Source organism: Rhizobium sp. 10N427, from assembly GCF_056394605.1.
Map to the genome: position 1 here is coordinate 127,157 of NZ_JBFTID010000002.1, position 13,115 is coordinate 140,271.

Sequence of the window (13,115 nt, forward strand, 5' to 3'; positions counted from 1 at the left end):
TCGGCCGCCTGCGTCATCAGCGATATATCTAATCTTTTCAAAGAGAAGATGGTGGGTGATGTAGGGCTCGAACCTACGACCCGCTGATTAAGAGTCAGCTGCTCTACCAACTGAGCTAATCACCCATTCCCTAGCGTTTCCGCCGGTGTCCCGTGCATCTCTGCGCGGTGTGAGGGGGCGTATAAACAGGATATTCGACCTTGTCTAGCGCCCCTGGAAAAATTCTTCGATTAATTCGGAGATTTTTCTGCATGGCTGAAATGCAATGAAATCAAAGGTCGAGCGAACCCGTTGCCAGACGCACTGCCTGGCCGCCGATCCGGGCATTCGAGATCGCCCCGCCCTCCACATCCATGTGAAGATGGATCATCGAGGGCCGCCCCATTTCCACACCCTGCTCGACGGTGATCGGGTGATGGCCATCGGGCAGCCGGTCGAAATGATGGATCGCGCCCGACAATGCGGCGACCGCGGAGCCCGTCGCCGGGTCTTCGGTGATCCCCATTCCGCTCGCAAACATCCGGGCATGGAACCTCGCCGAATGGTTCGGTCCGCCGCGGCAATAGATATAGGCGGACGCCAAGGCCCCGTCGACGAAGGGCACGGTCTTTTCCCAAAGCTGCGGATCGAACTCCATGCGCTTGGCCGCGCCGATATCGTGGATGGGCACCAGCAGGAACGGCACGCCGGCGCTCCAGATGCAGGGCACGTGATTCTCGAAGCCGATCTCGGTCACCTTCAGCGAGAGCGCGTTGGCGATCCCGAGCTTTTCGAGCGGCATGCTGATCTGCTGCGATTTGCGCGGCAGGTCGAACTCGGCGAAGCTCGCCTCGCCCTCGCGAAGCTTCACGGCACAGCGCACCGGGCCGACATTCTCCTCCAGCACGCAGACGAGATCGAGCGCCCCATCCTTGCCATGTGTCCGCTCGGCCAGCGCGATCGCGGTGCCGACGGTCGGGTGACCAGCAAACGGCAGTTCGCGCCCCGGCGTGAAGATGCGGATCCTGGCGCTGTAAGCCGGATTCGTTGCCTTCTGGACGAAGACGGTTTCGGAAAGATTGGTCTCACGGGCGATCGATTGCATCGCCTCATCGCTCAAGTCCTCGCCGTCGAAGATGACGGCCAGCGGATTGCCGGCGAGCTTGCGGTCGGTGAACACGTCATAGACGCTGTAGCTGCGCGCCACATCGGCCTCCTTGAATCGGTCATCGAAGGCTCAACCTGCCCGACCGGCGAAACGAGTGCAAGATATCAGGTTTCGATTGGATTACCGAAATACCAATCGATCACCGGGAACATCGCGACGTTATAGGGAAAGGCGGCGTGATCGGCCGAACGGATAGCAACCGCACCGGCGATTTCCTTGTCCTCGGCAACAAGCATATGGGCCGCGATCCTCTCGACGATCTCGTCGGCGGTCAGATCGAAGCGGAACAGCCGGAAGACCGTCACCGTGCGCCTGAAATGGCTGGCATAATAGCGTTCGCCCGGCGTCGAATCGGCAAGGTCGAGGCCGGTTTCCTCCAGCACCTCGCGGCGCATGTTGAATTCGACATCGCAGACACCGGATACGATATCCTCGGGCTCCAGCGAACCGGCGGCGAAATAGACCTGCCCGGGATTGGCGGTATGCGCGCCCATGCGGATCGCCACCAGCGCGCCGTCGGAGCTTTCGATGACAGGATAGGCGAAGAGATGCATGCCGCCCATGCGATCCTGCTGGCGGCGCCAGTACATGAAGGTCGAGAAGGGTATGATATATCCCTGCCCCTGTAGCCCCTCCTCCCCGAATGCCAACTGGTGCTGAAACACCATGCGCCCGTCGAACAGAGCCGGATTGGCCTCGACTTCAGCCTTCCAGTTCGCGGCGATCTCGTCTCGCCGCGATTCGCGGTACGGATGTTCGCCATCGAGCACCCGAAGGTTCAGGGCGGCGACGGGAAATACGGTCTGCTTCGGCGGCCAGCCGGCAAGATCCTCGGAAAATATGGAATTCATTTTAAATCCAATGTCATGACTACGGGGCAATGGTCGGATGCTTTCGGCCGGTCCCAGCCTGTGCGCGGATAGCGCTCCACCTCCTGGCCCGGCGGAAACACGGTGCGGAAGGGCTGGCCGTTGCGGATGATCTCGGGCTTGCGCCCGGCATTGGCGGCGGAAAGCGCCGGTGACAGCCAGATATAGTCGAGCTGACAAAGCCACTGCTCCTGCGGGCCGCGGGCGTGGTAAAGCGTCCAGCGATCGATCGGGTCGCGGCGGCGCATGACATTCTCCGCAAAACCGTCATGGCTGAAAGCGTCGAGCGCACTTTCCGTCTCGTCGCGATGCTCGAAGCGGTAGCCGGTCCGCCGGCTTCCGATCACGTCGACGCGCTCCTGATAATCATTCATGTCGCCGCAGATGGCGAAATTCTTCGAGGCTGTCGCGCCCGCGCCGAATCGATCCTCGATGATCCGCCGCACCGCCCTCACCTCGGCCCGCCGCACCGGCATGGTCGATTGCCTTCCATCGAGGCCATCGCGCGGACTGCCCATCGATTTGAAATGCACGACATAGAGCGTGAACGGCACGCCGCCGATCAGGAGATCGAGCTCCAGGCAGTCGCGCTTGAACACCTTGTCGTCCATATGTCCATGCGGCGCCAGTGTGTCGTCGAACAGGCCGAGATCGCGATAGGTCATCATCGCGTGGCTCTTGATCTCGCGAAGCTCGATCTTCTGGCCGTCGCGGGTCTCCTCGCGCATCAGCACGGCGACGTCGATGCCGCGGCTGTCATTGCCCTCGACCAGATATTTCTGCCGGTAGCCATTGCCGACCATGCGGAAGAGGTAGCCGTATTCGAAGGCCTGCAGCGCCGCCATGTTGTCGATCTCCTGCAGGCAGAGGATATCGGCGTCGGCATCGGCAATCGCGAGCGCCGTCATCTGCCGCGTGTCATCGGTGGAGGCAACCACACGCGCCTGCTCCAGCTGCTGGTAGACACCTTCGTTGCGCACTTCGAAGAGCTGGATGACGCGGTCCTGGCGCAGCTGGTTGCGAAAGCCGGTGAAGTCGAAACGCGTCATCAGGTTTTCGACGTTGAACGTGGCAAGGCGAAGCGACATCAGGCATTCCCGGTTGGCATCGCAGCCATTAGTAGAGTCGAAAATCGCGTTCGTGAAGGCCGCAAAGCGATCAGAGCCGCCAGGCCGACCGCACGGTGACAGCCAGCCGGTCGCCCGCCGAAACCGGCTCGCGGCTGAAAGCGCGCAGGATCTGCCCATCGGCCAGCGACAGCTTCAGCGCGTAGCGCTCGCCCTCGAACAGCACGGATTCGACCAGCGCAGGGATACCTTCGCCGCCAACGCTCACATCTTCAGGTCGAACGAGGATATCGCTGCCGGCGCCATCGGCGGCCGCGCCGCCGAGCGCCTCGCGCATCGCTTCCCAGTCAAGGCTTCTGGCATCACCGGCAGGAGACCTCAGGCGAAGGATCGCACCGCGGCCGATCAATCCGCCGACCATGCGCCCCTCCGGACGGGCATAGATTTCGGCAGGTGGCGCGACCTGCAGCAGCCGTCCTTCGGACATCACGGCGACATCGGTCGCCAGGGCCATCGCCTCGCTCTGATCATGCGTGACATAGATCATCGTCGCGCCCGAACGCTGGTGAAACTCGCGAAAGGTCTCTTCCATTTCCTGCTTCAGGTGGCGGTCGAGATTGGCCAGCGGCTCGTCGAGCAGCACCACATCCGGCGACGTTACCAGGCAGCGGGCGAGCGCCACACGCTGCCGCTGGCCGCCCGACAGGTCCGCGGGGCGCCGCTCGGCATAATCGCCAAGCCTGACGGTCGCCAGCGCCTCCTGCACCCTGCGGCGATAGGCATCGCCGGTGATGCCCCTGACCTTGAGCGGATAACCGGCATTGTCGGCAACGCTCATATGCGGCCACAGCGCATAGGACTGGAAGACCATCGCCATGTTGCGCTTCTCGGGCGGCAGCGCCTGCGATGCATCGGCCAGCAGCCGCTCGCCGAGATGGATCGACCCGTCGGTCGGCGTCTCGAAACCGGCGATCATCCTCAGAACAGTCGTCTTGCCGCAGCCGGAAGGGCCGAGCAGCGCCAGGAAACCGCCTTCCCGCACATCGAGCGATAGCCCATCGACCGCCGTTCGCCCGGTGCCGAAATCCTTGCTGACATGATTGAGCGTCAGTTTCGCCACGGCACCACTCCCTTGGGCAGCCGCTTTGCCAGCAATTCCAGAAGCAGCATCATGAAGACGACCATCAGCACGACCAGCACGGACAGAGCCGAAGCGAGATCCGAGCTGCCGCTGTCGTCGAGATTATAGATCGCCACGCCGAGCGTCTGCGTCCCCGCCGACCAGAGCAGCGCCGAAATCGTGAGCTCATTGCAGGCGATCAGAAAGACGAGAATGACCGAGGCACCGGCCGCCGGCGCAATCAGCGGCACGATGATATCGGCCAGCCGGCGGAAGAAACCGGCGCCCGAAAGGCGCGCCGCCTCTTCCAGCGCCGGATCCAGCTGATGGAAGGCGCTGACGACGGGCTTCAGGCTGACGGCAAAGAAGCTCGACAGATAGGCAAGCAAAATGATCCAGACCGTGCCGTAAAGCGTGATGTTGAGCACCGGCAGCGGCGCGGCAAAGACGAGGATGAACGAGACTGCGACGACGATGCCGGGCAGCGAATAGGGAATTTCGATCACGCTCGAGACGGTCCGCGCCAGGAGATCGCGGCGACGGCTCAGCGCATAGGCGGTCAGGATCGTCACCAGCAGGAGACATACCGCGGCACCTGCGGCCAGCGACAGCGAATTGACGAAGGCCGTCCGCGTCACCGCCTGCCGGAAAAGGATTTCGTCGAAGGCATGGAAGGTCATGGTCTTGAAGGTCAGCGGCACGCCATAGGCAGGCACCAGCGCACCGGCGACGAGCGCGAAGAACGGCGCGGCCAGCATAAAAAACAGGATGAGCCAGAGGAGCGGCGTCAAGAGAAGCTTCCACGATCCGAGCTCGAAGGCAGCGGTCGCCCCCGACAAGCCCAGCACCCGGTAGTCGCGGCCGCGCAGCGCCCGGTCCTGTATCGCCAGACCGGCGACCGAGATCAGCGCGATGATGGCCGAAAGCAGCGCGACGTCGCCGAACGTCCGGCTGGTGAAGGCGGAGAATTTCGAGAAGATCAGCGTCGGCAGCGTATAGATCGATGCCGGAATGCCGAGAATGGCGGGAATGCCGAAATTGCCGGTGCAGGAAACGAAGGATATCGCCGCACCCGCGATGACACCGGGCAGTGACAGCGACAGAATGATATCGCGGAACACGCGAAGGCTCGACGCACCCGATAGCCGCGCCGCCTCGACGCCATCGCGCGGCAGGCTCATCAGACTGGCCCGCAGCGCCAGGTGAACCAGCGGCGCATGCTGTACCCCATAGAGCAGCGCGATGCCGCCAACCGAATAGAGCGGCTGAGGCGTACCGAGCGGCGGCGCGATATGAAGCGCCTTCAGAAGCGGACTGGAGGGGCCGGACATCTGCACCCAGGCAAGTGCCGTCACCTGCGGCGGGATCATCATCGGCAGCACGAAAAGGAAGCTGACGAGCCCCCTGCCGCGGATATCCGTCAGCGTCAGCACGAAGGCGAAGATGCAGCCGATCACCAGCGAAATGATGGTGCCGAGAATGGCGGTCACCAGCGTGTAATAGGTCGCGGACCAGAGCGCCGGATCGGAGAGCACCGCTGCTGCGCCGCCCTCTGCGAATGCCTCAATGCCGGCGGCAGCAAGCCGCACCAGCGGCAGGACGCTGAGAATAAGCACCACCAGAACGATAAAAGGAAACAGCCAGACTGGCTGGCTGTTTCCCGGACGAACATAACCTTGCATCGGCGATCCGGTTCGATCAATTCGATCCGTAGATGCCCGAGAAGGTCTTCAGATCCTGATCCGTGTTCTTCAGTGCTTCAGCGGCGTTGATCGGCAGCACCTTGATGCTGTCGCGTGCCGGAAAGCCTTCCGGAACGTTCATGCCGTTGCGGGCAGGAATATAGCCGAGTTTCAGAAAGCCTTCCTGGCCTTTTTCCGACAGAACGTAGTCGACGAATTTCTTCGCCGCGTCGGCATTTTTGGCACCGGCGAGAATGCCGACCGGTTCGGTCACGGCCGAAACACCCTCTTCCGGGAACACGAACTCGACAGGCGCGCCCTTGGCCTTTTCGCGGATCGGCATGTAGTCGACGACGACGCCGTAAGCCTTTTCGCCCGAAGCCACCGACTTCAGGATCGCGCCATTGCCACCGGCAGCCGTCGCACCATTGCCGGCAAGCGCCTTGTAGTAATCCCAGCCGAGGCCCGGAACAGCCGCCAGCGTCTGCGCGTGGATCAGTGCCGCACCGGAGGTGAGCGGGCTCGGCATGGTCACGAGGCCCTTGGCCTCAGGCTTTGCCAGATCCTTCCAGCTCGTCGGCTTCATGCCGGCGGAGGTGTTGTACATGATGCCAGTGGTGATCAGCTTGGTCGAATAGTAATAGCCATCGGCGTCGTAGAGCGCAGCGTCGTAGTTGACTGCTTCCGGCGACTTGTAGGCGAGCAGCTTGCCCGCTTCCTTCAGGCGCTCGAGCGTCACGGTATCTGCGATCAGCAGCACGTCGGCAACCGGATTGCCGGCTTCGATCTCGGCCTGCAGCTTCGCCATGATCTTCGGCGTGCCGTCGCGGACCCAATCGACCTTGATATCGGGATTGGCGGCCATGAAGCCATCGACGGTCGCCTGCGCGTCTTCGTTCGGCTGGCTGGTATAGAGAACCAGATTGCCGGCATGGGCCGAAACGGAGGCAAGACCTGCCGCGATCAGCGCGGCCAGTGCGGAGAGCTTCTTGTTCATGGCGATATCCCTGAGCGTGAATGTTAGCCGTTCCATAGACAGGCCGAATAACATGATTGTGACATCCGGCCAAAGATGCCGGATGCGTGACATCAGCTCTGCGCTTGACCGCAGCGCGCCAGCGCTATTTTCTTGCGGCGGATTGCGTGTTTCCGTTCAAATTTTGGGAGAGAGAATTATGGAATACCGTCTGCTTGGCCGTTCCGGCCTGAAAATCTCGACAGTCACCATGGGCACCATGACCTTCGGCGGCGTCGGCTGGGCCAAGGCAACCGGCAGCCAGGATGTGGCCGAAGCAAGCCGCCTCGTCGACATGTGCCTGGATGCCGGCGTCAACCTGATCGATACCGCCGACGTCTATTCGTCCGGCGCCTCGGAGGAAATTATCGGTGAAGTGCTCGGCGGCAAGCGCAAAAGCGGCGTCATGCTCGCCACCAAGGCCCGCTTTCGCATGGGCGACGGGCCGAACGATGTCGGCTCCTCGCGCCAGCACCTTATCGAAGCCTGCGAGGCAAGCCTGCGCCGCATGAAGACCGATGTCATCGATCTCTACCAGCTGCATGAATGGGACGGTCAGACGCCGGTCGAGGAAACCATGGAAGCGCTCGATACGCTCGTGCGCCAGGGCAAGGTCCGCTATATCGGCTGCTCGAACTTTTCCGGCTGGCATATCATGAAGGCGCTCGGTATTTCCCGCGAGCACAATTACCAGCGCTTCGTCAGCCAGCAGATCCACTACACGCTGGAAGCCCGCGACGCCGAATACGAGCTGCTGCCTGTGTCGATCGACCAGGGCCTCGGCGTTCTCGTCTGGAGCCCGCTGGCCGCCGGCCTGCTCTCCGGCAAGCACCGCCGCAACCAGGCGACACCAGAGGGCACCCGCCAGTTCGCCGGCTGGCCGGAGCCGCCGATCCGCGACGAGAACCGCCTGTGGAATATCGTCGATGCGCTGGTCTCGGTTGCCGAAAGCCGCGGTGTCTCGGCCGCCCAGGTAGCCCTCGCCTGGCTGATCGGCCGCCGGGCGGTGACTTCAGTCGTCATCGGCGGACGCACGGAAGCGCAGTTCAAGGATAATCTCGCCGCCGCAGAACTGACGTTGACCGCCGAAGAGCGCAAGCGCCTCGACGATGTCAGCGTCCCGCCGCTCCTCTATCCCTACTGGCACCAGCGCAACACCGCGAGCGACAGGCTGAGCGAGGCCGATCTCGAGCTGCTCGCCCCGCATCTCAACCCGTAAAAATCAGAGCATAATCGGCGCCCTCGGGCGCCGATTTCCTTTGCGATCAGCGAAGCGTTATCCGCCGAGCCCTTCAAGCGCCTTCGTAAATCTCAAGCCGGTATGTTGATACCCGCAACGTTCATAGAGGCGGTGCGCGTCTTCGCGGCGGGAGCTGGGTTTCACTGTCGCGAGGCGGGCGCCGCGGTCATATAGCCAGCGCTCGCCATGAGCAATCAACAGTCCGGCGATGCCTTTGCCTCTGAAGTTCGAGGAAACCACCAGCGCTGTAATGGCGCCATCGAGATCGTCTCGATAGAGAGTAGGAATGACGGACAAGGCGATCATTCCCGCCACTGCACCGTCTTCATCGGCGACAAAGATCGCATAGTCCGGACGGTCGCTCAGCCGCTCGATTCGGGTAGCCATTTTGTCCGACGTTGTCGGATACCCCAGCTCAGCCATCAGTTTTGCCAATTCCTCGACATCCGACGGAGTAGCACTCCTGACCTTGATCCCGCTCATCGTCTTCCCTCAAACTTCGAAATTGGCGGGAAGATGCAGCGCGAGGCGAGTCGATGCAACCGAGCATCCGGCGTGAAAAAGCCAACCTTTGCCGGACCGGCTCCTAAAGCGCACCAATCTCACCGGCCACCAGCCTGCCGAGGCGGCCGATGCCCTCCTCGATCACCGCATCGTTGGCGCAGGAGAAACTGAGGCGGATGGTGCTGGCGCCCGAGCCGTCGGCGAAGAACGCCTTGCCGGGCACGAAGGCGACCCTCGTGGTCTCGATCGACTTGGCAAGTAGCGCCGCGCCATCCATGCCCTCAGGCAGGGTGATCCAGATGAACATCCCGCCCTCGGGCTTGGTCCAGCTGACGCCGGCAGGCATATGCCGTGCAAGGGCATCAAGCATCGCATCGCGGCGATGGCTGTAGGCCGCCTTGATCTTCGCCACCTGCGCATCGAAGCCACGCTCGGCCACCTCGGCAATGGCCATCTGGTTGATGGTCGAGGAATGCAGGTCGGCCGCCTGTTTCATCAGCACCAGCTTGCGGATGACCTGGGTATTGGCAACGATGAAGCCGACGCGCAGACCCGGCGCCAGCGTCTTCGAGAAACTGCCGCAATAGATCGTGCGGGTATCGTTGATATGACCCTTCCTGGCGATCTCGAGCGCCAGTATCGGCGGGATCACCTCGCCGTCATAGCGCAGGTTCTGATAGGCAGCGTCTTCGATGACGGCGACATCCAGCTCTTCGGCCAGTGCCAGCACCTTTTCGCGCCCTTCGCGATCGACACTCTCGCCGGTCGGATTGGAGAAATCGGCGGAGAGATAGGCGAACTTCACCTTGCCGCCATGCTTTTCGGCCGCCGCGCGATAGCTGTCCGGCGTCCGGTTGCCATTGGGCGTCAGCTGGTCGTAGGAGGGCTCATAGGCGTTGAACGCCTGCAGCGCACCGAGATAGGTCGGCCAGGTGACCAGCGCGGTATCCTTCGGCGACAGGAACAGCTTGCCGAGATAATCGAGCCCCTGCTGCGAACCCGAGACGATGAAGACGTTCTCGGTCTCGCAGGCAATACCGAGCCCGGCCATCTGCGTCACCAGCCATTCGCGCAGCGGCTTGTAGCCTTCGCTGACGGAATATTGCAGCGCCGAATTCACCGCCGCGCCGTCGAAGATGCCGGCATAGGCCGCCTTGAATTCCTTGTCCGGAAACAGCGCCGGATCCGGAATGCCGCCGGCAAAGGAGATGATATCGGGCTGGTCGAGCAGTTTCAGCAGCTCGCGAATCTCAGACGCACGCATCCGCGACGAACGCGTCGCAAACATTTCATCCCAGTTCAACATGGGGTTTCCTCGCACTCTTTTTATAATATCAGCAGATCATCACGGTCCGGAATTTATGTCAACAATGCTGACCTATTTTCTTGTCGCGGTGACAAGTTCGTACGGATTGGCATCCAGAAGGCCTGCTCATACGGAAATCGGGCGGAACTCCCCGGACATTCGCCGCATCCCGCCGCGATTCCGCTCACGAAATGCCGAAACTCGGTGAAACAGACCTTTCCAAAACGGGGGCGGCGGCAGTAGTGTGCCGCGCATTATTCAATGGACTACCAAGGTGCCAGCAATGACCGCGACGTCGCCCTCTCCTGAAATCACAATCGAATTCCACAAATCTCCCGTCTCCGACGCAGACCGCATCAAGGCGATCGAAACGCCCGGCTTCGGCAAGGTCTTTACCGATCACATGGTTCTGGCGAAATGGACGGCCGACAAGGGCTGGCACGACGCAAAGGTCACCGCCCGCCGCCCGCTGGAACTCGACCCGGCAAGCGCCGTGCTGCACTACGCCCAGGAAATCTTCGAAGGCATGAAGGCCTACAAGGCCGATGACGGCCGCGTGCTGCTCTTCCGGCCGGAAGAAAATGCCCGCCGTTTCGCCCAGTCTGCAGCCCGCATGGCAATGCCCGCAGTGCCGGAAGAACTGTTTCTGAAGGCCGTCGAGGAGCTCGTCCGCGTCGACAAGAACTGGATCCCCACGGGTGATGCCAGCCTCTACCTTCGCCCCTTCATGTTCGCCAATGAAGCATTCCTCGGCGTACGCCCGGCGCAGGAATATATCTTCTGCGTCATCGCCTCGCCGGTCGGCGCCTATTTCAAGGGCGGCGCCAAGGCCGTCTCGCTCTGGGTCGAGACCGAATATACCCGCGCGGCCGCCGGCGGCACCGGTGCAGCAAAATGCGGCGGCAACTATGCAGCCAGCCTCGTAGCACAGGCAGAAGCCTCAAAGAAAGAATGCGATCAGGTCGTCTTCCTCGATGCAGCCGAACACCGCTGGGTCGAAGAACTCGGCGGCATGAACGTCTTCTTCGTCATGAACGATGGATCGGTCGTCACCCCGCCGCTCGGCGGCACGATCCTGCCCGGCATCACCCGCGCTTCTGTCATCGTGCTTGCCGAAGAAAAGGGCCTGCGCGTCGAACAGCGCCCCTATTCCTTCGCTGAATGGCAGGCCGATGCCAAGAGCGGCAAGCTCGTCGAAGCCTTCGCCTGCGGCACCGCGGCCGTTCTCGCCGGTATCGGCCTCGTCCGCCATGCCGGCGGCGAGTTCCTGGTCGGCGACGGCCATACCGGCAAGCTGACCACCGATCTACGCCAGCAGCTCGTCGGCCTGCAGAAGGGCACCACCAATGACGAGCGCGGCTGGACCCGTCTCATTCCGGCCTGATCAGCATTTGGCCGAAACACCAAACGTTTTACGGAAACCGGGCCTCTCGCCCGGTTTCTTGCTTTAGGGAGCAGAGCAAGTGTCCAAAGACGAAACCTCAGCCTTTTATGACGGCAACGCCGAGACCTACGCGTCCCGCGAGCGCCGGCTTCCAACCGCAAGGCTCGACGCTTTGCTCGCAGCCCTGCCATCGGGCGCGAACATCCTCGAACTCGGCTGCGGCGGCGGGCAGGACAGCGCCTACATGCTGGAGAAAGGTTTCGATGTAACGCCGACCGATGGCTCCTCCGAACTCGCCAAACAGGCGGAAAAGCTGATCGGCAGGCCTATAACGGTGATGCGCTTTCAGGATCTGGAGACGGTGGACACGTTCGATGGCGTCTGGGCCGAAGCCAGCCTGCTGCATGTTCCCCGCGGCGAACTCCCCGATGTCTTCACCCGCATCCACCGCGCCTTGAAGGCCGGCGCCCCACTGCATGCAAGCTTCAAGAGCGGCGAGGCAGAAGGCCATGACGGCCTCGGCCGCTATTACAACTATCCCTCGGCCACTTGGTTGACGGAATGCCTGTCTTCAGGCGGCTGGCGCGACATTGCACTATCGGAAGCCGATGGCGGCGGATACGACGGCAAGCCGACCCGCTGGCTCTTTGTTACCACCCGCAAATGAAAAAGGCCGGAGCTTTCGCCCCGGCCTCCCGAAATTCCAATCACAGAAGCGACTAATTGACCGACTTGTCGACCAGCTTGTTCTTGCCGATCCACGGCATCATGCCGCGCAGCTTGGCGCCGACTTCTTCGATCTGGTGGCTGTCGTTCATGCGGCGGATGCCCTTGAAGCGCGAGCCGCCTGCGCGGTATTCCTGCATCCAATCCGAGGTGAACTTGCCGGTCTGGATGTCGTGCAGGACGCGCTTCATTTCAGCCTTGGTTTCAGCCGTGATGATGCGCGGGCCGGTGACGTATTCGCCCCATTCTGCCGTGTTCGAGATCGAGTAGTTCATGTTGGCGATACCGCCTTCATAGATCAGGTCGACGATCAGCTTCACTTCGTGCAGGCATTCGAAATAAGCCATTTCAGGAGCATAGCCTGCTTCCGTCAGGGTTTCGAAACCGGCGCGGATCAGCTCGACGAGACCGCCGCAGAGAACGACCTGTTCGCCGAAGAGGTCGGTTTCGCACTCTTCGCGGAAGTTGGTTTCGATGATGCCCGAACGGCCGCCGCCGACGCCGCAGGCGTAGGAGAGAGCGAGTTCAAGAGCGTTGCCCGAAGCGTTCTGGTGAACGGCAACGAGGCAGGGAACGCCGCCGCCCTTCTGGTATTCGCCGCGAACCGTGTGACCCGGGCCCTTCGGCGCGATCATGACGATGTCGACGGATGCCTTCGGCTCGATGAGGCCGAAATGGATGTTGAGGCCGTGGGCGAAAGCAATCGCAGCGCCGTCACGGATGTTGGCGGCGATATCGGCCTTGTAGATGTCGGCCTGGAGCTCATCCGGGGTCGCCATCATCATCAGGTCGGCCCAGCCGGCAGCTTCGGCAACGGTCATGACCTTGAAGCCGTCGGCTTCGGCCTTCTTGATCGTCGGCGAACCGGCCTTGAGGCCGATGACGACGTTCTGTGCGCCTGAATCCTTCAGGTTCAGCGCATGGGCGCGGCCCTGCGAACCGTAGCCGATAATGGCGACCTTCTTGGACTTGATCAGGTTGAGATCGGCATCACGATCGTAATAGACGCGCATTGTAAAGTTCCTTCCCTTTTGCTTGTCGCATCGTTTGATAGA

The 13,115-nt window shown here is 61.9% G+C and carries 12 protein-coding genes and 1 tRNA gene; 3 read left to right on the plus strand and 10 right to left on the minus strand.

All coding sequences use genetic code 11. The annotated features are described in order from the left end of the window. Nucleotides 1-49: 49 nt before the first annotated feature. The 7 genes from AC1DIJ_RS05095 to AC1DIJ_RS05125 form a co-directional block, all read right to left on the minus strand. Nucleotides 50-125, minus strand: a tRNA-Lys gene (locus tag AC1DIJ_RS05095). A gap of 146 nt (nt 126-271) precedes the next feature. Further along, nucleotides 272-1,186 (minus strand): PhzF family phenazine biosynthesis protein, encoded by a 915-nt coding sequence (locus AC1DIJ_RS05100; protein WP_112387070.1) that lies wholly within the window; start codon nt 1,184-1,186, stop codon nt 272-274. Nucleotides 1,187-1,251: 65 nt separating this feature from the next. Next, the gene (locus AC1DIJ_RS05105; protein ID WP_112387069.1) at nt 1,252-1,998 is read right to left on the minus strand and encodes an NUDIX hydrolase; all 747 of its coding nucleotides are present in this window, start codon (nt 1,996-1,998) and stop codon (nt 1,252-1,254) included. Next, nucleotides 1,995-3,104 (minus strand): endonuclease/exonuclease/phosphatase family protein, encoded by a 1,110-nt coding sequence (locus AC1DIJ_RS05110; RefSeq protein WP_112387068.1) that lies wholly within the window; start codon nt 3,102-3,104, stop codon nt 1,995-1,997. Before AC1DIJ_RS05110 ends, AC1DIJ_RS05105 begins: the two co-directional genes overlap by 4 nt. Nucleotides 3,105-3,174: 70 nt before the next feature. After that, entirely contained in the window at nt 3,175-4,203 is a 1,029-nt protein-coding gene (locus tag AC1DIJ_RS05115) for an ABC transporter ATP-binding protein (RefSeq protein ID WP_112387067.1), read from the minus strand. Beyond that, the gene (locus AC1DIJ_RS05120; protein ID WP_112387066.1) at nt 4,191-5,885 is read right to left on the minus strand and encodes an ABC transporter permease; all 1,695 of its coding nucleotides are present in this window, start codon (nt 5,883-5,885) and stop codon (nt 4,191-4,193) included. Before AC1DIJ_RS05120 ends, AC1DIJ_RS05115 begins: the two co-directional genes overlap by 13 nt. A gap of 16 nt (nt 5,886-5,901) precedes the next feature. Continuing rightward, nucleotides 5,902-6,882: an ABC transporter substrate-binding protein gene (locus tag AC1DIJ_RS05125; RefSeq protein ID WP_112387462.1), complete on the minus strand. Its 981-nt coding sequence runs from the start codon at nt 6,880-6,882 to the stop codon at nt 5,902-5,904. 178 nt (nt 6,883-7,060) lie between these two features. On the opposite strand from AC1DIJ_RS05125, the gene AC1DIJ_RS05130 reads away from it, so the two are divergent. Further along, entirely contained in the window at nt 7,061-8,119 is a 1,059-nt protein-coding gene (locus tag AC1DIJ_RS05130; RefSeq protein WP_112387065.1) for an aldo/keto reductase, read from the plus strand. A 57-nt stretch (nt 8,120-8,176) separates the two neighbouring features. Here the strand turns inward: AC1DIJ_RS05130 and AC1DIJ_RS05135 are convergent, their stop codons facing one another. Together AC1DIJ_RS05135 and AC1DIJ_RS05140 are read right to left on the minus strand one after the other, a co-directional pair. Then, nucleotides 8,177-8,623 (minus strand): GNAT family N-acetyltransferase, encoded by a 447-nt coding sequence (locus AC1DIJ_RS05135; RefSeq protein ID WP_112387064.1) that lies wholly within the window; start codon nt 8,621-8,623, stop codon nt 8,177-8,179. Between the two features lie 103 nt (nt 8,624-8,726). Then, a complete protein-coding gene (locus AC1DIJ_RS05140; RefSeq protein WP_112387063.1) occupies nt 8,727-9,950 on the minus strand; it encodes an aminotransferase-like domain-containing protein in 1,224 nt (407 codons plus the stop codon). A gap of 283 nt (nt 9,951-10,233) precedes the next feature. Here AC1DIJ_RS05140 and AC1DIJ_RS05145 point away from each other — a divergent pair, with 283 nt between their 5' ends. Together AC1DIJ_RS05145 and AC1DIJ_RS05150 are read left to right on the plus strand one after the other, a co-directional pair. Further along, nucleotides 10,234-11,334, plus strand: a complete 1,101-nt coding sequence (locus tag AC1DIJ_RS05145; protein WP_112387062.1) for a branched-chain amino acid aminotransferase — start codon at nt 10,234-10,236, stop codon at nt 11,332-11,334. A gap of 79 nt (nt 11,335-11,413) precedes the next feature. Continuing rightward, nucleotides 11,414-12,001: a class I SAM-dependent methyltransferase gene (locus AC1DIJ_RS05150; protein ID WP_112387061.1), complete on the plus strand. Its 588-nt coding sequence runs from the start codon at nt 11,414-11,416 to the stop codon at nt 11,999-12,001. Between the two features lie 52 nt (nt 12,002-12,053). Here the strand turns inward: AC1DIJ_RS05150 and ilvC are convergent, their stop codons facing one another. Further along, on the minus strand, nt 12,054-13,073 hold the full coding sequence (ilvC, locus tag AC1DIJ_RS05155) for a ketol-acid reductoisomerase (RefSeq protein ID WP_112387060.1): 1,020 nt from the start codon (nt 13,071-13,073) through the stop codon (nt 12,054-12,056). Between the last annotated feature and the right edge of the window lie 42 nt (nt 13,074-13,115).

What these genes read in the sequence shown, in the direction of transcription:
- AC1DIJ_RS05135 (WP_112387064.1), bottom strand. Translation starts at nt 8,623, where the DNA reads ATGAGCGGGATCAAGGTCAGGAGTGCTACTCCGTCGGATGTCGAGGAA.
- ilvC (WP_112387060.1), bottom strand. Translation starts at nt 13,073, where the DNA reads ATGCGCGTCTATTACGATCGTGATGCCGATCTCAACCTGATCAAGTCC.
- AC1DIJ_RS05140 (WP_112387063.1), bottom strand. Translation starts at nt 9,950, where the DNA reads ATGTTGAACTGGGATGAAATGTTTGCGACGCGTTCGTCGCGGATGCGT.
- AC1DIJ_RS05110 (WP_112387068.1), bottom strand. Translation starts at nt 3,104, where the DNA reads ATGTCGCTTCGCCTTGCCACGTTCAACGTCGAAAACCTGATGACGCGT.
- AC1DIJ_RS05125 (WP_112387462.1), bottom strand. Translation starts at nt 6,882, where the DNA reads ATGAACAAGAAGCTCTCCGCACTGGCCGCGCTGATCGCGGCAGGTCTT.
- AC1DIJ_RS05120 (WP_112387066.1), bottom strand. Translation starts at nt 5,885, where the DNA reads ATGCAAGGTTATGTTCGTCCGGGAAACAGCCAGCCAGTCTGGCTGTTT.
- AC1DIJ_RS05130 (WP_112387065.1), top strand. Translation starts at nt 7,061, where the DNA reads ATGGAATACCGTCTGCTTGGCCGTTCCGGCCTGAAAATCTCGACAGTC.
- AC1DIJ_RS05145 (WP_112387062.1), top strand. Translation starts at nt 10,234, where the DNA reads ATGACCGCGACGTCGCCCTCTCCTGAAATCACAATCGAATTCCACAAA.
- AC1DIJ_RS05105 (WP_112387069.1), bottom strand. Translation starts at nt 1,998, where the DNA reads ATGAATTCCATATTTTCCGAGGATCTTGCCGGCTGGCCGCCGAAGCAG.